We start from the raw sequence: 17,889 nt of genomic DNA on the forward strand, positions 1-17,889 counted from the left end.
CCCGACCAGCGGTCGGCGGGCGCTGGGTCAGCTGCGCCCGTAGGTATCCTCGAAGCGCACGATGTCATCCTCGCCGAGGTAGCTGCCGGACTGCACTTCGATCAGTTCCAGCGGCAGCTTGCCCGGGTTGCGCAGGCGGTGGGTCACGCCCAACGGAATGTAGGTGCTCTGGTTCTCGCTGAGCAGGATCACTTCATCGCCACGCGTCACCTCGGCGGTGCCGCTGACCACGATCCAGTGCTCGGCGCGATGGTGGTGCATCTGCAGGCTGAGCGTGCCACCGGGCTTGACCGTGATCCGCTTGACCTGGAAGCGCTCGCCGTTGTCGATCGAATCGTAGGCGCCCCATGGGCGATAGACCTTGCGATGCCAGGTGGCCTCGCTGCGGCCTTCGGCCTTGAGCTGTGCCACCACGGTCTTGACCTCCTGCATGCGGTCGGCCTTGCCCACCAGCACCGCATCGTCTGTCTCGACCACGATCACGTCATCGAGGCCGACCATGGCCACCAGGCGCTGGCCGTAGGCATAGGTATTGCGGCAGTCGATGGCGATCACGTCGCCCTGGTGGGCATTGCCATCGCCGTCCTGCTGCGAGACATCGCGCAGCGCAGTCCACGAACCGACATCGTTCCAGCCCGCATCCAGTGGAATCACCACCGCATCGGCGGTCTTCTCCATCACCGCGTAGTCGATCGAATCGGACGGAACGGCGGTGAAGGCGTCCTTGTCCAGGCGGGTGAAGTCGGCATCGCGGCGCGCCTGCTGCCAGGCCTGGCGGCTGCCAGCCAGCATCGCGGGCTGGAAGCGTTCCAGTTCCTGCAGGTAGCGCGAGGCCTTGAACAGGAACATGCCACTGTTCCAGTAATACTGGCCGCTGCTCACATAGCCGGTCGCGGTATCCAGGTCGGGCTTCTCGACGAAGCGCTCGACCGCACGCAGGCCCTGGCCATCGGCGGCCTTGATGTAGCCGTAGCCGGTTTCCGGTCCGGTCGGCACGATGCCGAAGGTGACCAGCTTGCCGGCCTCGGCAGCGCCGGCCGCCGCCTGCACGGCGCTGCGGAACGCAGTCTCGTTGGTGATCACGTGGTCGGACGGCAGCACCAGCAGCAGGGCGTCGGCACCGTCGCGGGTGGCTTCCAGCGCGGCCACTGCGATCGCAGGAGCCGTGTTGCGGCCGACCGGCTCGAGGATGATCGCGGCCGGCTCGGCGCCAACCTGCTGCAGCTGCTCGGCGGCGACGAAGCGATGCTCTTCGTTGGCGATCACCAGCGGCCCGCGCGCGGCGATCGGCGCCACGCGCTTCCAGGTGGCCTGCAGCATCGTCAGTTCACCTGCCAACGGCAGGAACTGCTTCGGATACGCCTCGCGCGACAGCGGCCACAGGCGCGTACCGGATCCACCGGACAGGATGACGGGCTGGATGCTGCTCATGCGTTCCTCGGTTACTGCTGGATCAGGCGGGAGATGTCGTCGGTGCGTGCCTGCATCAGCGCGGCATCGCCCCGGGCTTCAACATTCAGGCGCAGCAGCGGCTCGGTGTTGGAGCTGCGCAGGTTGAAGCGCCAGTCGCCAAAGTCGGCACTGATGCCATCGGTGTGGTCCAGGGTGGGCGACTGCGCCGCGAAATGCTCCATCACGCGCGCGACGGCGGCCTTGGCATCGGCCACCTTGAAGTTGATCTCGCCACTGCACGGATAGGCGGCCATGCGGTCTTCGACCCACTCGGCCAGCGAGCGCCCGCTTTCGGAGACCAGTTGGGCGATCAACAGCCACGGGATCATGCCGGAGTCGGCATAGGCGAACTCGCGGAAGTAGTGGTGGGCGCTCATCTCGCCGCCGTACACCGCGTCTTCGGCGCGCATCTTTTCCTTGATGAAAGCGTGGCCGCTCTTGCACTGTACCGGTACACCGCCGGCCTGCTCGACCATGTCCACGGTGTTCCAGACCAGGCGCGGGTCATGCACGACCTTGCCGCCCGGGTTGCGCGCCAGGATCGCCTTGGCCAGCAGGCCCACCAGGTAGTAGCCCTCGATGAAGCGGCCGGTGTGATCGAAGAAGAAGCAGCGGTCGAAGTCACCATCCCAGGCAATGCCGAAATCGGCGCCGTGTTCGCGCACCGCGTCGGCAGTGGCGGCGCGGTTCTCCGGCAGCAGCGGGTTGGGAATGCCGTTGGGGAAGCTGCCGTCCGGTTCGTGGCAGATGCGGATGAACTCGAACGGCAGGTGCGGTGCCAGCAGGTCGACGATGGCACCGGCGCCGCCGTTACCGGCGTTGACCACCAGCTTCAGCGGCCGCAGCTTGCCGGCGTCGACATAGCTCAGCAGGTGCTGGATGTACGCGCTCTTGTCGTGCCGGGCGCTCTGCGCGGCACGCGGCGGTTGCGCCGCGGACGTATCGGCGGCAACCGCATCGGAAATCGCGAACAGGCCAGTATCGGAGCTGATCGGCCGTGCGTTCTCCTTGACCAGCTTCATGCCGTTGTAGTCCATCGGGTTGTGGCTGGCGGTGACCATCACGCCGCCGGCCGCGCCCAGATGGTCGGTCTGGAAATAGACTTCTTCCGTGCCGCACAGGCCGATGTCGATCACCTCGCGCCCGGTACCGCGCAGGCCTGCGGCCAATGCATCCTGCAGCGCGGGGCTGGTCAGGCGCACGTCGTGGCCGAGGACCACTGGACCGGGAGCGAGCTGCGCGGCCAGGGCGACGCCGATGCGGCGGGCCAGGTCTTCGTTCAGTTCTTCCGGCACACGGCCGCGGATGTCATAGGCCTTGAAGGCGGGCAGGGGCATTGATCGGGATCCTTGGGGAGCTCAGCCCACGATTGTAGTCCCAGTCCTGTATGGGAATCGTTTCCATGGCGCAACGCCACGTGACTGGTATCCAAGGATCAGGTTAGCGTCGACCGCTTGCCCGCTTTACGCAAACGCTTGCCGGGCAGCCCCGGCAACGGCGCCAGCAGCGCCTGCACGTCTTCTTCGCTGAAGCGCGGCCCCGTAGCGCCGCCGCCTTCGAGAATGGAGTCGGCCAGCGTGGCCTTGCGCTCCTGCAGCTCGGCAATCCGTTCTTCGATGCTGCCTGCGGCGATCAGCCGGTAAACGAATACCGGCTGCTGCTGGCCGATGCGATGGGCGCGATCGCTGGCCTGGTTTTCGGCCGCCGGGTTCCACCACGGATCGAAGTGGATGACGGTATCGGCGGCGGTCAGATTCAACCCGACGCCACCTGCCTTCAGGCTGATCAGGAACACCGGCACCTCGCCTTGCATGAAGCGCTGCACCGGCGTGGCTCTGTCCTGGGTGTCGCCGGTCAGGGTCACATAGGCCAGGCCCAGATCATCCAACGCCTGCGCGATCAGCGTGAGCATGCCGGTGAACTGCGAGAACAGCAGGATGCGCCGGCCTTCCTCGACCATCGACGGCAACATGTCGCGCAGCAGCTCCAGCTTGGCCGAACCGGCATTGCGGGCCGGGGCGTCGCCCGGCAGCAGGCGCGGATCGCAGCAGACCTGGCGCAGCTTCAGCAACGCATCCAGCACCACGATATGGCTGCGCGCCAGCCCGCTGCCGCTGATGGCCTCGCGCACCTGCTTTTCCATCGCTGCGCGCACGGTTTCATAGAGATCACGCTGGCCGCCTTCCATTTCCACTGCACGCGTAATGAGGGTCTTGGGCGGAAGCTCTGACGCCACCTGGTCCTTGCGCCGGCGCAGGATGAACGGACGCAGCCGTTGCGCCAGCAAGGTGGCGCGGCGGTGGTCGCTGCCACGTTCGATCGGATGGCGCCAATGCTGGTTGAACTGTTTCTCGCTGCCTAGCAGGCCGGGCAGCAGGAAGTCGAACTGCGTCCACAGTTCGCCCAGGTGGTTTTCCAGCGGCGTGCCGGTCAGGCACAGCCGGTGGCGCGCCTGCAGCATGCGCAGGGTGATGGCCGCGCGTGACTTCGGATTCTTCACCTGCTGGGCTTCATCCAGAATCAGCAGATGGTAGGCATGTGCCTGCAGCGCCTGCTCGTCGCGCCACAGCAGAGGGTAGGTGGTGAGTACAAGGTCGTGCCCGGGAATCGCCTCGAACAGCGTTTCACGTGCCGGTCCATGCAGGGTCAGCACGCGCAGGCCCGGGGTGAAGCGTGCCGCTTCGCTCTGCCAGTTGTGCAGCAGCGAAGTGGGCACCACCAGCAGCGCTGGACGGTCCAGGCGGCCGGCTTCCTTCTCGACCAGCACATGCGCCAGCGTCTGTACGGTCTTGCCCAGCCCCATGTCATCGGCCAGCACGCCCCCCAGGCCCTGCTGGCGCAGGTACTGCAGCCACGACAGGCCTTCGCGCTGATAGGGACGCAGCGTTGCCACCAGCCCTGCCGGCGGCGGCACTTCACCCAATGCGGGTGCCTGCATCAGCCGCTGCACCATCGCCTGGGTGTCGCGCCCCCGGAACTGCAGGTGCGCCGTGTCCTGCAGCGCCTGCAGGCGGCCACGGTCAAGCGCAGACAGGCGCAGCGGCGCGCCGCGCTGGGCGAACAGGTCCGCCAACAGGGCCATGATCGGCTTCAGTCGTGCGGCCCGCAGTGCCAGACACGTGTTGTCGCCCGTCGTCAACAGGATGTTCTCATCGTCGCCGATGGCGTCCAGCTGGCCACGCATCCAGCGGGGATCGGACTGCAGCACCTGCTGCAGCAGCGGAACCATCGACACGTTGCGGCCTTCCACCTGAATATCCAGGCCCAGGTTGAACCAGCCCGCATCCGCCGGGTCCGCTTGGATGTCCAGGTCGATCACATCCACCCGGGTGATGCGATGGCGGAAATCGTCGTCCGTCTCCACCTTCCAGCCCAAGGCTTCCAGGCGCGGCACGTCGTCCAGCAGAAACCGTGTCCAGTCATGGGTGCGCAGCTGGAACTGAGGTCCTGCGCCCTCCAATGGCGCCCGCGGAGCCGTGTCGCGATGCAGTCCCACCGTGCGCAGCTCGGCCTCACGCCGTGATTCCTCAGCCAGGTCGCGGGGCAGCAGGGCAAGCTGGCCCTCCGGATCGTGTGCGAACAGGCTCGGATCGTCCAGGAACCGGATGTGCTCGTCGTATTCGAAGGCCACGGTCGCGATATCGGCCCATTGCGAAGCGTCGCCACGGCCAAGCCATGCCGGCCGGAACTCGATCGTATGCAGGCGCAGCACAGGAATCATCGAAGTGATCTGCAGGGTGGGCAGCGTGTCGCTTGCACCGGGGCGCGGCAGCGCAGGGTCGATTTGCTGCAGCATCTGTGCGACCACCGACGCTTCATTGGGTAACAAACTGGGCAGGCTCAGGAACGCGTCGGCGTCTTCGGGCCTGACATCCAGCTGCAGTGGACCGACCTCGCCGGTGACCGGGTCCAGATAGCACGCACTCCGGCCCAGGACCACGCCTCTGGCGCCGCCCTCCACGCTCAACGTGGGTTCCAGCAGCGTCGCGCCCTGCGCCATGTCAACGACCCAGCCCAGTTCGCCGCGGCGTGGAGCGCCCGACCGGGCCAGCACGTCCTGCGTACCACATGAGACCCAGCCATGGCCGCTGGAGACGATCAGCTGCAGGGTGGCCGCGAAGTCGATCCATTCGTCTTTCGTCGCGGGCTGCCGCTGGGTGCGTAGCTGGATCATCACCGCCAGATCAGTCGGGGTGAGGTATGCGGGAGGCTCCAGCAGCAGGTCTGCGGTGATATCCATCCACTTGCCCGGGCTGATCGCACCATCGGCACCGTACTTGACGCGCCGGACCAGCACGGCGGGGCGATGGTTGTAGGTGGACAGTTCGAAGATGACACCGTTCCGGCGTGGCTGGGCCGGCCGGATCCGGGTGCTCTGCCAACGCGAGAGATCCGCCAGCAGTTCAGCACGCGGCGGTTGCGCCAGGTCCTGTTCGGTCAGGGGGCTCTCATCCATGGCCAGCGGTTCCAGCATGTGGGAGACCAGCACCGCCGCCACATGCTTGCAGGCGCGGCCGACGGGGCAGGAGCAGGCACTCTGCAGGCGGCTGCGCGCGGTGCGCATACTGGCGGCCAGATCGATCTCCACGTGGTAGGGATGCCTGGCCGAACCCTGCACCTCGGCCGTCAGCAGGCCCTCGCGAAGTTGCCGGTTGCGCACGCCACCCAGGCACTGCTCGCTTTTCTGCAGTGTCCATTCGTCGATCCAGCGGAACAGGTCTTCGTCAGTGAAGGTCAGCGTCATCGTAGATGGAGGGGCGCAGGCGCTGAGGCACCCTTCTGGGTGGAATCAGCCATTCTACCCAATGCCCGCCCGGTGCTCCGTCAATGCTGCGGCGCATCCAGGCCCTTCGCCGCCCTCCAGCTAGAATGCCGTCATCCTCAACGTGCAGGGTAGTACAGCAATGCAGCAATCGACTTCCGGCGGAAAGCGCGGCAAGCGCTACGCCAGTGCGGCGGAGGCCCTGCAGGGGGTGGTCGCCGATGGCCAGACCCTGGCCGTGGGTGGCTTTGGCTTGTGTGGCATTCCCGAGGCGCTGATCGCTGCGCTGCGCGACAGCGGCGTCAAGGGCCTGACCGTGATCTCCAACAATGCCGGGGTCGATGGCTTCGGCCTGGGCCAGCTGCTGGAAACGCGGCAGATCAAGAAGATGATTTCGTCCTACGTGGGCGAGAACAAGGAGTTCGAACGGCAGTTCCTGGCTGGCGAGCTGGAACTGGAGTTCAACCCGCAGGGCACCCTGGCCGAGCGGCTGCGTGCGGGTGGCGCAGGTATTCCGGCGTTCTTCACTGCCACCGGCTACGGCACGGTGGTGGCCGAGGGCAAGGAAACCCGCGCGTTCGATGGCAAGCACTACGTGATGGAGACCGCGTTGCGCGCCGACGTGGCGCTGGTCAAGGCCTGGAAGGCCGACGAGGCTGGCAACCTGGTGTTCCGCAAAACCGCGCGCAACTTCAACCCGGCCTGCGCGATGGCCGGCAAGGTCTGCATCGTGGAAGTGGAAGAGGTGGTGCCGGTCGGCGCCATCGACCCGGACCAGGTGCACCTGCCAGGCATCTACGTGCACCGCATCGTGCACAACCCGCATCCTGAGAAGCGAATCGAACAGCGCACCATCCGCGCGGAGGGCAACTGACATGGCGTGGACCCGCGATGAAATGGCGGCCCGTGCCGCCCAGGAACTGACCGATGGCGCCTACGTGAACCTGGGCATCGGCCTGCCGACCCTGGTCGCCAACCACATTCCCGAAGGCGTGGATGTATGGTTGCAGTCGGAAAACGGCCTGCTCGGCATCGGCCCGTTCCCGACCGACGCTGAAGTCGACGCTGACCTGATCAATGCCGGCAAGCAGACCGTCACCGCACGTGCGGGCGCCAGCTACTTCGGCAGCCACGACAGCTTCGCGATGATCCGCGGTGGCCACGTCAACCTGGCCATCCTCGGTGCGATGCAGGTGACCGACAAGGGCGATCTGGCCAACTGGATGGTGCCCGGCAAGATGGTCAAGGGCATGGGCGGTGCGATGGACCTGGTCGCTGGCGTGCAGCGCGTGGTGGTGCTGATGGAGCACACCGCCAAGAACGGCGAGCACAAGATCCTGGGCGAATGCACGCTGCCGTTGACGGGTGTTGGCGTGGTCGACCGCATCATCACCGATCTGGCCGTGTTCGACGTGACTGACAAGGGCCTGCGGCTGGTGGAGGCCGCGCCGGGTGTCAGCGATGACGAGTTGAAGGAAAAGACCGGCGTCGCGTTCCTGCGCGGCTGAAGGTGCAAGGGCGGCCTAAGGCCGCCCTGTTTCTCAAAGGGGTGCCATGCTGTTTCCCCACGACCTGCCCGACGCCGACGTCCAGCACCTGCCGGGCTGGCTGGCCGCTGCCAACGCCGACCGGCTCATGGGAGCGCTGCAGGCCGACGTGCGGTGGGAGGTCCACCGCATCCGCATGTTCGGCAACTGGGTGGACTCGCCGCGGCTGAGCTGCTGGATCGGCGACCCGCAGGCGCGCTACCGCTACTCCGGTGTCGAGTTCGTGCCGCATCCGTGGCCGCCTGTGTTGCAGGCCGTGCGCGAGCGCCTGCAGGCCGAAGGCTACGGCCGCTTCAACAGCGTGCTGCTGAACCGCTATCGCGGTGGCGGTGACTACATGGGCTGGCACAGCGATGACGAGCCGGAGCTGGGACCGGCCCCGGTGATCGCGTCGCTGAGCCTGGGTGCGGCGCGCCGTTTCCTGCTGCGCCGACGCGACGATCCGGCGCGCAAGGCTGAATTCCTGCTCGGCCATGGCGATCTGCTGGTAATGGCGGGGCAGACGCAGAGGTTCTACCAGCACGCGCTTCCGAAGATGGCACGGGTGCAGGGTGAACGGATCAACCTGACGTTCCGCTGGATTGCGCCGCGCTGATCGATCAGCGCGCGACGTTAGGTTGATCGGCCTGCCCGCTCGCCAGCGTCCAGCCCACCACGTCCTGCGCCAGCTGCTGCAGGCCACGCTCGAAGGCCGCGGTCACCGCCGGTACGTCGGTGCTGCCGACCGGCTGCGCCTGGCGGAAGGTGCGGTCGGCCACCACGCGCTGGTCGGCGACATGGATCAGCTTGGCGTTGACCTCGATCACTACCGTCGGCGTGGCTTGTCCCAGGTAATCCGATTCGAAGCGGCGCACGTCGGTGGACAGCTTGTAGTCGGCGCGGATGCCGGCAGTGCTGCGGGCCACGCCGCGGATGCGGCCGGAATCCTCGAAGCCACGCAGCAGGGTGTCCTCGATCATGTCGGTGGCCGGCTGCGCCCAGCTGGCCCCCTTGTAGATCTCAAGCTGCGACGGCGTCGGCCGCACGTTGATGCGCGGGCTGTCGACCATGCGCGCGGCGCTGGGCTTGGCCAGCACCAGCTGCCAGCTGGCCTGCGGCCACGCGGGGTCCGCCTTGACCTGCACGGACGGTGAGTACAGCGTCACTGCGGTTTTCTCGCTGCTGCCGAGGATGGAGCAGCCGCCCAGCAGGCCGACCATCGAAGCGGCCAGCAGCAGGCGCGGAAGGGGGGGCGTGCTCATTGGGGTTCGAACTCCTTGGGTGCGTCGCGGCCCAGCAGGTAGCGCGCGGGGTTGTTCTCGAGACGGTCGCTGACCCGGCGCAGGTCGCGGATCAGGCCGCGCAGTTCGGTCAGCGTCGGGCCCAGCTGGCCGAGGCCATCGTTGGCGAAGCTGTTGATCGCGGCGCGGTTCTCGCCAAGGATCGAATCGGCATTGCCGGCGGCCGAGTCGAGCTTGGCCAGGGTCGCGTCGAGCTTGTCGATGATGCCGGGCAGCTGCTGCACCAGGTTCCTGTCCAGGCGCTCGATGGTGCCGTTGGTGGTCTTCAGCGTGGTGTCCAGGCTGCGGGCGGCATCGCGCGCGCTGAGCAGCAGCGCCTGCGTGCCCTGGTCGCGGTCGGCCAGGCCGCCGCTGATCGTCTCCAGGTTGGCCAGCGTGGCGTTGATCGAGGCCACGTTGCGGTCGCTGAGGATCTGGTCCATGCGCTCGACGATGCGGTTGGCCACATCGGTGATGTTCTGCAGCGCCGAGGGCGTGGTCGGGATGATCGGTGCCGGATCCTTGTTGACCGTGGTCAGCGCCGGCGACTGCGGCGTGCCGCCGCTGAGCTGGATGATCGACGGGCCGGTCAGGCTGGTGATCGCCAGCTTGGCGCGGGTATCGGTCTTGACCGGCGTGTTGGAGTTCAGGCGGATGCGCGCGACCACCTGGCGCGGGTCGTCGGGCACCAGGTTCAGTTCGGTGATCGAGCCCACCGCGATGCCGTTGTACTGCACCGGGCTGCCCACCGACAGGCCGGTCACCGCTTCGCGGAAGACCACGCGGTACTCCTGCCAGGTGCGGTCGGAGGAGTACTTGGCCGCCCACAGGCCGAAGGCCAGCAGGGCCAGGCCGGTGATCAGGGTGAACGCGCCGATCAGCACGTAGTTGGCTTTGGTTTCCATGGCTCAGGCACTCTCGATCTGTTCGCCACGCGCGGCGCGCGCGCGGGGTCCGTGGAAGTATTCCTGGATCCACGGATGATCCAGTTTCTCGATGTCCGGCAGCGGCGCATTGGCCACCACTTTGCGGTCGGCGATCACCGCTACCCGGTCGCAGATCGCGTACAGCGTGTCCAGGTCGTGGGTGATCAGGAACACGGTCAGCCCCAGCGCTTCCTGCAGCGTCTTGATCAGGCGGTCGAACGCGGCCGCGCCGATCGGGTCGAGGCCGGCGGTGGGTTCGTCCAGGAACAGCAACGGCGGATCCAGCGCCAGCGCCCGGGCCAGGCCGGCGCGCTTGCGCATGCCGCCGGACAGCTGCGAGGGCAGCTTGTTGATCGCGTCGGCGGGCAGGCCGGCCAGTTTCACTTTCAGCAGCGCCAGTTCGTAGTGCCAGCGCTCGGGCAGCTCGCGGTGGTGTTCCTTCAACGGCACCTGGACGTTCTCACCCACGGTCAGCGACGAGAACAGGGCACCGTCCTGGAACAGCACGCCGGTATTGCGTTCGATGTGCAGGCGGCTCTCGGCGTCGTCGGCACGCGCATCGCGGCCGAGGACTTCGATCTGCCCAGCATCCGGCACACGCAGGCCGAGGATCGAGCGCATCAGCACCGACTTGCCGGTGCCGGAGCCGCCGACCACGCCCAGGATCTCGCCGCGGCGTACGTCCAGATCCAGGTCTTCGTGCACGGTCTGGCTGCCGAACCGGTTGACCAGACCACGCACGCGGATGGCCAGTTCGTGGCCCTGGTCGTCGCGCATGTCGATGGATTCGGGGAGGGCGGATGTGCTCATGTCACCAGTCCATGTGCATGAACCACAACGCCGCGAAGGCGTCGATGATGATCACCAGCGAGATCGTCTGCACCACGCTGGAGGTGGTGCGTTCGCCCACCGACTGCGCGGTGCCTTCCACCTTCAGCCCTTCCAGGCAGCCGATCAGGCCGATCACCAGGGCGAACACCGGCGCCTTCGACAGGCCCACCAGCAGATGCCGCACTTCCATCGTCTCGTGCATGCGCGCGATGTACATCTGCGGCGGGATGTCGAGGTCGAACGCACCGACGGTGATGCCGCCGGCCAGGCCGGCGATCATCGCGATGAAGGTCAGCAAGGGCAGGGTGACCAGCAGCGCCAGCAAGCGTGGCAGCACCAGCAGGTCGACCGGGTCCAGGCCCAGCGTACGCATCGCATCGATCTCCTCGCGTGCCTTCATCGCACCGATCTGCGCGGTGAACGCGCTGGCGGTACGGCCGGCCAGCACGATCGCGGTCAGCAGCACGGCGAACTCGCGCAGGAAGGCGATGTTGACCAGCTCGACCACGTAGATCTCGGCGCCGAAGTCGCGCAGGATGGTCGAGCCGAGGAAGGCGATCACCGCACCCACCAGGTAGGACAACAGCGCCACCAGCGGCACCGCATCCAGCCCGACCTGCTCCATCTGATGCACGGTGGCGGTCAGCCGGAAGCGGCGGGGTTCCTTGACCAGCCGCGCCGCCTTGACCAGGTTCTCGCCGAGGAAACTGCACAGGGCCTTGATGTTGTGGCCGGTGGCGTGGACGCTGACGCCCAGCCGCTCCAGCGCGGCCAGCACGCCGAAATCGCGCTTGGCCTTGGGCCGGTCATCGGCCACTTCCTCGATGGTGCACACCAGCGCCTGGTGGTCCGGGCGGAACTGCAGCGCGTCTTCGTGGAGATCGGCGCGATGGGCCACGCGCAGCACCTGCAGCACGCCGGCCGAATCGAGCTGCTCGATGCCGGTGGCATCGATGCCGGTCAGCGCGTCGGGAACGCCGCGCAGGACTTCGGCCGCGGCCAGCGCGGTCTTCAAGGTCCAGGTGCCGGACAGGCGGATCAGGCCCGGGTCGTGGGCATCCTGTTCGAGCTGGGGAGCGAGGTTCGGGGTGACGTGGGCCATTCGGGTCGCAGCATAACCGTTCTGTATCGGGCTTCGCGTCGAACTTGGATGAATTTCTCCGGCGGGCCCCAGCGTAGGTAATACTACGGCGCATGTCCGCAGATGCTCACACGATCCCCACACCCCAGGCCACCTACGCACAGCGCGTGGCCTTCGTTTCCGAGATCGCCGGACGCCTGCACAGCTATGGCACCACGGCCCAGCGCCTGGAAACGGCGGTGGTTGCCCTGGCCCGCCAGCTCGATCTGGATTGTGAACCGTGGTCGAATCCCACCGGTATCATCCTCAGCTTCAGCGATCCGGCCCAGGCGATCGGCTCCAGCGACATCACCCGCGTGATCCGCCTGGCACCGGGTGAGAACGACCTGCACAAGCTCAGCGTTGCCGACCACATCGCCGAAGAAGTGTCCAACGGGCGGATGAGCATCGCCCAGGGCCACACTGCGCTGCGCCAGCTGGACAAGGATCCGGGCCGACGCGGCAAGCTGCGCACCATCCTGTCGTTCACCCTCGGCGCGGCTGGCGTGGCCGGCATGTGGAAGCTGCCGTGGCTGGACATCGCCACCGCCGGTGTCATCGGCCTGATGATCGGCCTGCTCGGCATGGTCACCGATCGCCGCCCGGCCACCCGCGAAGCCGCCGAGGCACTGGCCGCGCTGCTGGCCGGCATGGTCGCCACCCTGGTCGCGTCGTTCATTGGTGCGCTCAACCTCAATACGGTGATCATCGCCTCGCTCGTGGTGCTGCTGCCCGGCATGTCGCTGACCAATGCGGTCAATGAGCTGGCCAGCCAGCACTGGGTATCGGGTACCGCGCGCTTTGCCGGCGCGCTGACCACCATCATGAAGCTCAGCGTCGGCGCGATGATCGCGGTGACCCTGGCCGATGTGCTCGGCCTGGATCCGGTGATCCGGGCCGCGCGGCCGCAGGGGCCGTGGGTGGAATGGGGCTCGCTGCTGACCGCCGCGTTCGCCTTCGCGATGCTGTTCAAGGCCAACCGCCGCGATTACCCGTGGGTGATCGCCGCCTCGGTGGCCGGTTACGCGATCTCCAAGTTCGGCGGCCACGCCTGGGGCGCGCCGGCCGGCATCTTCCTGTCGGCAATGCTGCTGACCGCCGGTGGCAACCTGTTCGGTCGCCTGGTCGGGCGTCCGGGCGCGATCATCCGCCTGCCGGGCATCATCATGATGGTGCCCGGCAGCACCAGCCTGCGTGGCGTGCTGACCCTGGTCCAGCAGCAGGACGTGGGCGCCGGCCAGAGCGTGTTCCTCACCGTTCTGAACGTGGTGATGGCGCTGGTGGCGGGCCTGCTGTTCGGCAACCTGCTGATGCCGGCGCGCAAGACCCTGTAGAGCCGAGCCCACGCTCGGCTTTGCATATGGATAGCCGAGCGTGGGCGCGGCTCTACAAACAGGAAACGCCGGCTTTCGCCGGCGTTTTTTATTGCTCCCCGATCCGGCCTCAGGCCTTCTTGATCAGGAAATCTTCCGGCTTCTTGTTGCCCTTGGCGGTCAGTTCAGCCATCCAGCGCGGCTGCTTGCCACGGCCGGTCCAGGTTTCCTTGGGGTTGGCCGGGTTGCGGTACTTCGGGGCAACCTTGCCCAGCTTGCGGCCGGCGGTCTTCGACGGTGCCTTGGCGACCTTGGCCACCTTGCGCGCGCGCGGTGCCGGGGCGTCGCCGAACAGTTCCTCGATGGTGTAGCCCTCGGTCTTGGCCAGCTTGGTCAGCTGGGCGCGCACCTTGGTGATCGGCCGGCGCTTGGCGACGATGGTCTGCTGCTTCTTGGCGGTACGGATCAGGGCGCCCAGCTCGCGTGCTGACAGGCCGGTCAGGTCAATGCTCATTTACGGTTACTCCGGAAACTAATGTGTGGACGGGACAAGCCAGTCCATGGCGTCGGCGGACAGAATAGAGATGAATTAATCACAGCACAAATGCAGGCGGGTCATGGCGTGGCGGCATGCAGACGCTATCGCGGTGATTTTGACCGGATTATGTCCGCTGCAATATAGGGAAAGGCCGCGCGCCAAAAAAAAAAGACCGGGGCAGGCCCCGGTCTTTCCACGTCAGCCCTGCAGTCGCTGCAGCAGGGTGGCCTTGTCCAGGCTCTCCGCCTCGCTGGCGCGGCGCGCGCGGTACTCGTAGGTGCCGGCGGCCAGGCCGCGTTCGCTGACCACCACGCGGTGCGGGATGCCGATCAGTTCCATGTCGGCGAACATCGCGCCCGGGCGCAGGCCGCGATCGTCGAGCGCGGCGTCCAGGCCGGCGTCGCGCAGCTCCTGCAGCAGATTGGCTGCAGCGTCGGCCACAACGGCATCGCCCTTCGGGTTGATCACGCACACCACGACCTGCCACGGCGCCATCGCGTCCGGCCAGATGATGCCGGCATCGTCATGGTTCTGTTCGATCGCGGCAGCCACCACGCGCGAGATGCCGATACCGTAGCAACCCATCGCCATCACCGCCGCCTTGCCGTTTTCATCCAGCACGGTGGCATCCAGCGCTTCGGCGTACTTGCGGCCGAGCTGGAACACGTGGCCGACTTCGATGCCACGGGCGATCTTCAGTTCACCGCCGTCCACGGCACGATCACCGGCACGCACGTTGCGGATGTCGGCCACTTCCGGTTCCGGCAGGTCGCGGCCCCAGTTGACGCCGGCCAGGTGGAAACCGGCCTCGTTGGCGCCGACGACGAAGTCGGCCATTGCCGCCACTTCGCGATCGGCGACCACGCGGATGGCCTTGGCCGGTGCGACCGGGCCGAGGAAGCCTGGCACGCTGCCCAGGTACTCGGCGATTTCCGCCTCGCTGGCGAAGCGCTGCTCGTCCAGCCCGGCCACCTTGGCCAGCTTGATCTCGTTGACCTCATGGTCGCCACGCACCAGCACCAGCACGAACTGCTGTGCCTCGCCTTCGCCGGCGATCAGTGCCACCGACTTCACCGTGCGCTGCAGGTCGATGCCGAGCAGGGCCGCGACGTCCTCGCAGGTCTTCTGGGTGGGGGTATCCACCTTGCGCATTGTTTCGGAGGCGGCCGCACGCGGTGCCGGATCGGCGGCGATCGCCGCCTCCATGTTGGCCGCGTAGTCCGAACCGGTGGAGAACACCAGGGCGTCTTCGCCGGAATCGGCGATCACGTGGAACTCCTGCGAAGCATCGCCACCGATCGCGCCGGAGTCCGCCTGCACCATGCGGAAGTCCAGGCCGAGGCGGGTGAAGATGCGGCTGTAGGCCGACTTCATGTTCTCGTACTCGCGCACCAGGCACTCATCGTGCAGGTGGAACGAATAGGCGTCCTTCATCAGGAACTCGCGCGCGCGCATCACGCCGAAGCGCGGGCGGATCTCGTCGCGGAACTTGGTCTGAATCTGGTAGAAGTTCACCGGCAGCTGCTTGTAGCTGGACAGCTCGCTGCGCGCGAAGTCGCAGGCGGCTTCTTCGGCGGTCGGGCTGTAGCAGAACACCTGGTCCTTGCGGTCCTTGATCTTCAGTAGCTGCGGGCCGAACTTCTGCCAGCGGCCGGTCTGCTCCCACAGTTCCTTCGGCTGGATGGTCGGGATCTGGAATTCCACCGCGCCGGCCCGGTCCATTTCCTCGCGAACAATGCGCTCGACCTTGCGCAGCACGCGCAGGCCCAGCGGCGACCAGGTGTACAGGCCCGATGCCAGCTTGCGGATCATGCCCGCGCGCAGCATCAGCCGGTGGCTGGTCAGCTCGGCGTCGCTGGGGGTTTCCTTGGTGGTGTGCAGGTGGAACTGGGAGAGGCGCATCGTCGGCTTTGGATAACGGCAGAGACGTCTATTCTGCCAGCCCGGCCGGGGGGAGGGGTATCGGCCTTGCCATCACCATCGGTGTCCTGCATCACCTGGCCACCGCCGTCCAGCAGGGCCAGGTTGGCCCGGGCCGTGCTGCACTGCTCGGGAACCGGCGCGGCCGGGGTCTCGGTGCTGGTCGCGGCCTGCGGGGTGCGGGCCTGCTCGCGGGTCTCGTACTTCTTGCCCGCTGGTGGGGTCTCCGAGTACTGCGTCACGCCATGGGCGTCCTTCCATTTGTACACGGGACCGGCCACGGCGTTGGCACTGGCCAACAGCAGCAGGCATCCAAGGCAGGACAGGGCACGCATGGCAAACTCCACGGAATGGGCGTAGAACGCCGATTGCAGCATTGGCGCCGAGCACTGGCAAGTCGATTAAACTGGATTCCATGGACCCGATCACACCGCCGCCGCGCTCGCGCACGATTTACCTGTTGCCCAACCTGTTCACCACCGCCGGCCTGTTCTCCGGTTTCTACGCGATCATCGCCGCGGCCAACGGGGATTTCGTCAACGCCAGCATCGCCGTGTTCGTGGCGGCGGTGATGGATGGCCTGGACGGGCGCGTGGCGCGCCTGACCGGTACCAGCAGCGAATTCGGCGTGCAGTACGACTCGCTGGCCGACCTGGTCAGCTTCGGCATGGCCCCGGCGCTGGTGATGTACCACTGGTCGCTGTCGTGGCTGAAGTTCGACGATCCGCTCCTCGGCCGCGTCGGCTGGGCCGTGGCCTTCCTGTATGCGGCCTGCGCGGCGCTGCGCCTGGCCCGCTTCAACACGCAGGTGGCGGTGGTCGACAAGCGCTGGTTCGTCGGCCTGGCCAGCCCGGCCGCAGCGGGCCTGATGATGTCCTTCGTCTGGGCGTTTGCCGACGGCAACCTGGGCTGGGATGGCAACCAGCTGCGTTACGTGGCGCTGGCGGTGACGATCATCGCTGCGCTGCTGATGGTCAGCCGTATCCGTTTCTGGAGCTTCAAGGGCGGCGATGCCAAGGGCACCCGTTCGGATCGCGTGCCGTTCCTGGTGCTGGCACTGGTGCCGGTGGCGATCGCGATTGCGGTCATCGACCTGCCGCGCGTGCTGTTCGCGGTCGGCATCCTGTACGCCTTGTCCGGCCCGGTGATGTGGGCCGGGCAGCGCATGCGCAAGAAGCCCGAGGCCGCGTGAGCCAGGACCTGCCCGTGCTGTGGTCACCGGCCCAGCAGGCCTGGCTGCAGGCCATGGGCTATACCGTCTATCACGACGGCCAGCTGGCCGCCGAGCTGGATGCCGCATTGCAGTTGAGCGTGGCCGAAGCCAGTGTTGCTCCGCCGGAGCCGGAGCCGGTGCGGGCTGCTGTGCCGCCGCGCGACGCCCATACCGCGCCCGCGACCGCAGTACGCGCGGAACGCCCGGCACCGCCGCGCCGCGAAACGCCGGTCAGTGCCCCGGATACCGTGCCGGCGGCTGAGCGCCCGCTGCCCAGCGGCAACGCACGCCAGCCGGTGGTACGCCTGCCCGATCGCCTGCAGATCGCATTGCTGCGCGCCTCCGGCTGCAACCCGAACGACCCGGCCACCCAGATGCTGATGGACAGCTGGCCGCTGGACCAGCTGCGCCGCGACCCGGCCGCCAAGCGTGCGCTGTGGCCGCAGCTGCGTGCCCTGCGCAAGCGGGGCACGCCGTGAGCGCGGTAACCCGGCCCGGCCCGGTCAGCCTGCGTGCGCTGCGCGAGAGCGACCTCAATGCCGTGATGGCGATCGAGCTGCGGGGCTATCCGTTTCCCTGGACCCGCGGCATCTTCATCGACTGCCTGCGCGCCGGTTATCCCGGCCTGGCGATGGAGCGTGATGGCCTGCTGGTCGGCTATGGCGTGCTCAGCATCGCCGCGGATGAAGCGCACGTGCTCAACATCTGCATCGATCCACTGGCACAGTCGCGCGGGCTGGGCCGCCAGCTGCTGCGCGCACTGGTGCAGCTGGCAGCCGACCGTGGCGCACAGCGCGTCTTCCTGGAAGTGCGTCCGTCCAATACGCCGGCGCTGGCGCTGTACCACAGCGAAGGCTTCAACGAGATCGGCCGCCGCCCGCGCTACTACCCGGCTGCACAGGGCCGCGAGGATGCAGTGGTGATGGCCATCGAGCTGGTCGACGGCGACCTGCAGGCGATGCCGCCGCTGTGACGCAGACGGGTTGCCGGCCAGCGGCCGGCACTACC

17 protein-coding genes are annotated in these 17,889 nt (G+C 67.2%); 7 read left to right on the forward strand and 10 right to left on the reverse strand.

Annotated features, from left to right (window positions below; translation table 11 throughout):
* Positions 1-27: 27 nt before the first annotated feature.
* The 3 genes from A7X97_RS16680 to A7X97_RS16690 form a co-directional block, all read right to left on the reverse strand.
* Complete coding sequence (locus tag A7X97_RS16680) at positions 28-1,431, reverse strand: mannose-1-phosphate guanylyltransferase/mannose-6-phosphate isomerase (protein WP_065179127.1); 1,404 nt, start codon at positions 1,429-1,431, stop codon at positions 28-30.
* Between the two features lie 11 nt (positions 1,432-1,442).
* Positions 1,443-2,789: a phosphohexomutase domain-containing protein gene (locus A7X97_RS16685; RefSeq protein ID WP_088496885.1), complete on the reverse strand. Its 1,347-nt coding sequence runs from the start codon at positions 2,787-2,789 to the stop codon at positions 1,443-1,445.
* Between the two features lie 98 nt (positions 2,790-2,887).
* Positions 2,888-6,196, reverse strand: a complete 3,309-nt coding sequence (locus A7X97_RS16690; RefSeq protein ID WP_111008214.1) for a DEAD/DEAH box helicase — start codon at positions 6,194-6,196, stop codon at positions 2,888-2,890.
* A 160-nt stretch (positions 6,197-6,356) separates the two neighbouring features.
* Here A7X97_RS16690 and A7X97_RS16695 point away from each other — a divergent pair, with 160 nt between their 5' ends.
* The 3 genes from A7X97_RS16695 to A7X97_RS16705 are packed head-to-tail and all read left to right on the forward strand — an operon-like array spanning position 6,357 to position 8,356.
* Entirely contained in the window at positions 6,357-7,088 is a 732-nt protein-coding gene (locus A7X97_RS16695; RefSeq protein WP_111008215.1) for a CoA transferase subunit A, read from the forward strand.
* Position 7,089: 1 nt separating this feature from the next.
* On the forward strand, positions 7,090-7,722 hold the full coding sequence (locus A7X97_RS16700) for a CoA transferase subunit B (protein WP_111008216.1): 633 nt from the start codon (positions 7,090-7,092) through the stop codon (positions 7,720-7,722).
* A 46-nt stretch (positions 7,723-7,768) separates the two neighbouring features.
* Positions 7,769-8,356: an alpha-ketoglutarate-dependent dioxygenase AlkB family protein gene (locus A7X97_RS16705; RefSeq protein ID WP_111008217.1), complete on the forward strand. Its 588-nt coding sequence runs from the start codon at positions 7,769-7,771 to the stop codon at positions 8,354-8,356.
* 4 nt (positions 8,357-8,360) lie between these two features.
* Here the strand turns inward: A7X97_RS16705 and A7X97_RS16710 are convergent, their stop codons facing one another.
* From A7X97_RS16710 to A7X97_RS16725, 4 genes are read right to left on the reverse strand one after another with little or no spacing between them, the layout of a single operon-like run.
* Complete coding sequence (locus tag A7X97_RS16710) at positions 8,361-9,002, reverse strand: ABC-type transport auxiliary lipoprotein family protein (protein ID WP_111008218.1); 642 nt, start codon at positions 9,000-9,002, stop codon at positions 8,361-8,363.
* Complete coding sequence (locus A7X97_RS16715; RefSeq protein ID WP_088496891.1) at positions 8,999-9,925, reverse strand: MlaD family protein; 927 nt, start codon at positions 9,923-9,925, stop codon at positions 8,999-9,001. The genes A7X97_RS16710 and A7X97_RS16715 overlap by 4 nt, the downstream gene beginning before the upstream one ends.
* A 3-nt stretch (positions 9,926-9,928) precedes the next feature.
* A complete protein-coding gene (locus A7X97_RS16720) occupies positions 9,929-10,756 on the reverse strand; it encodes an ABC transporter ATP-binding protein (protein ID WP_111008219.1) in 828 nt (275 codons plus the stop codon).
* Position 10,757: 1 nt separating this feature from the next.
* On the reverse strand, positions 10,758-11,879 hold the full coding sequence (locus A7X97_RS16725; RefSeq protein WP_065179137.1) for an MlaE family ABC transporter permease: 1,122 nt from the start codon (positions 11,877-11,879) through the stop codon (positions 10,758-10,760).
* 92 nt (positions 11,880-11,971) lie between these two features.
* Between A7X97_RS16725 and A7X97_RS16730 the strand changes: the two genes are divergently transcribed.
* On the forward strand, positions 11,972-13,231 hold the full coding sequence (locus A7X97_RS16730) for a threonine/serine exporter family protein (protein WP_046428410.1): 1,260 nt from the start codon (positions 11,972-11,974) through the stop codon (positions 13,229-13,231).
* A gap of 109 nt (positions 13,232-13,340) precedes the next feature.
* Here the strand turns inward: A7X97_RS16730 and A7X97_RS16735 are convergent, their stop codons facing one another.
* The 3 genes from A7X97_RS16735 to A7X97_RS16745 all read right to left on the reverse strand — a co-directional run bounded on the left by A7X97_RS16735 (position 13,341) and on the right by A7X97_RS16745 (position 16,003).
* On the reverse strand, positions 13,341-13,724 hold the full coding sequence (locus A7X97_RS16735; protein ID WP_005415203.1) for an H-NS histone family protein: 384 nt from the start codon (positions 13,722-13,724) through the stop codon (positions 13,341-13,343).
* Between the two features lie 222 nt (positions 13,725-13,946).
* Complete coding sequence (locus A7X97_RS16740; RefSeq protein WP_111008220.1) at positions 13,947-15,650, reverse strand: proline--tRNA ligase; 1,704 nt, start codon at positions 15,648-15,650, stop codon at positions 13,947-13,949.
* Positions 15,590-16,003 (reverse strand): DUF4124 domain-containing protein, encoded by a 414-nt coding sequence (locus tag A7X97_RS16745; RefSeq protein ID WP_245885044.1) that lies wholly within the window; start codon positions 16,001-16,003, stop codon positions 15,590-15,592. The genes A7X97_RS16740 and A7X97_RS16745 overlap by 61 nt, the downstream gene beginning before the upstream one ends.
* 80 nt (positions 16,004-16,083) lie before the next feature.
* On the opposite strand from A7X97_RS16745, the gene pssA reads away from it, so the two are divergent.
* Genes pssA through rimI form a run of 3 tightly spaced genes read left to right on the forward strand, consistent with a single transcriptional unit; the run spans position 16,084 to position 17,854 of the window.
* Complete coding sequence (gene pssA / locus A7X97_RS16750; protein WP_111008221.1) at positions 16,084-16,860, forward strand: CDP-diacylglycerol--serine O-phosphatidyltransferase; 777 nt, start codon at positions 16,084-16,086, stop codon at positions 16,858-16,860.
* Positions 16,857-17,360: a hypothetical protein gene (locus A7X97_RS16755; protein ID WP_072168871.1), complete on the forward strand. Its 504-nt coding sequence runs from the start codon at positions 16,857-16,859 to the stop codon at positions 17,358-17,360. Before pssA ends, A7X97_RS16755 begins: the two co-directional genes overlap by 4 nt.
* The gene (rimI, locus tag A7X97_RS16760) at positions 17,357-17,854 is read left to right on the forward strand and encodes a ribosomal protein S18-alanine N-acetyltransferase (RefSeq protein ID WP_049465109.1); all 498 of its coding nucleotides are present in this window, start codon (positions 17,357-17,359) and stop codon (positions 17,852-17,854) included. The genes A7X97_RS16755 and rimI overlap by 4 nt, the downstream gene beginning before the upstream one ends.
* The last annotated feature ends 35 nt before the right edge of the window (positions 17,855-17,889 follow it).

Source organism: Stenotrophomonas sepilia (assembly GCF_003244875.1).
In the GTDB taxonomy this organism is placed as follows: Bacteria; Pseudomonadota; Gammaproteobacteria; order Xanthomonadales; family Xanthomonadaceae; genus Stenotrophomonas; species Stenotrophomonas sepilia.

Bases quoted from the DNA above. Each gene is read 5' to 3' on its own strand.
- A7X97_RS16680 (WP_065179127.1), bottom strand. From the start codon at position 1,431: ATGAGCAGCATCCAGCCCGTCATCCTGTCCGGTGGATCCGGTACGCGC.
- A7X97_RS16685 (WP_088496885.1), bottom strand. From the start codon at position 2,789: ATGCCCCTGCCCGCCTTCAAGGCCTATGACATCCGCGGCCGTGTGCCG.
- A7X97_RS16690 (WP_111008214.1), bottom strand. From the start codon at position 6,196: ATGACGCTGACCTTCACTGACGAAGACCTGTTCCGCTGGATCGACGAA.
- A7X97_RS16695 (WP_111008215.1), top strand. From the start codon at position 6,357: ATGCAGCAATCGACTTCCGGCGGAAAGCGCGGCAAGCGCTACGCCAGT.
- A7X97_RS16700 (WP_111008216.1), top strand. From the start codon at position 7,090: ATGGCGTGGACCCGCGATGAAATGGCGGCCCGTGCCGCCCAGGAACTG.
- A7X97_RS16705 (WP_111008217.1), top strand. From the start codon at position 7,769: ATGCTGTTTCCCCACGACCTGCCCGACGCCGACGTCCAGCACCTGCCG.
- A7X97_RS16710 (WP_111008218.1), bottom strand. From the start codon at position 9,002: ATGAGCACGCCCCCCCTTCCGCGCCTGCTGCTGGCCGCTTCGATGGTC.
- A7X97_RS16715 (WP_088496891.1), bottom strand. From the start codon at position 9,925: ATGGAAACCAAAGCCAACTACGTGCTGATCGGCGCGTTCACCCTGATC.
- A7X97_RS16720 (WP_111008219.1), bottom strand. From the start codon at position 10,756: ATGAGCACATCCGCCCTCCCCGAATCCATCGACATGCGCGACGACCAG.
- A7X97_RS16725 (WP_065179137.1), bottom strand. From the start codon at position 11,879: ATGGCCCACGTCACCCCGAACCTCGCTCCCCAGCTCGAACAGGATGCC.
- A7X97_RS16730 (WP_046428410.1), top strand. From the start codon at position 11,972: ATGTCCGCAGATGCTCACACGATCCCCACACCCCAGGCCACCTACGCA.
- A7X97_RS16735 (WP_005415203.1), bottom strand. From the start codon at position 13,724: ATGAGCATTGACCTGACCGGCCTGTCAGCACGCGAGCTGGGCGCCCTG.
- A7X97_RS16740 (WP_111008220.1), bottom strand. From the start codon at position 15,650: ATGCGCCTCTCCCAGTTCCACCTGCACACCACCAAGGAAACCCCCAGC.
- A7X97_RS16745 (WP_245885044.1), bottom strand. From the start codon at position 16,003: ATGCGTGCCCTGTCCTGCCTTGGATGCCTGCTGCTGTTGGCCAGTGCC.
- pssA (WP_111008221.1), top strand. From the start codon at position 16,084: ATGGACCCGATCACACCGCCGCCGCGCTCGCGCACGATTTACCTGTTG.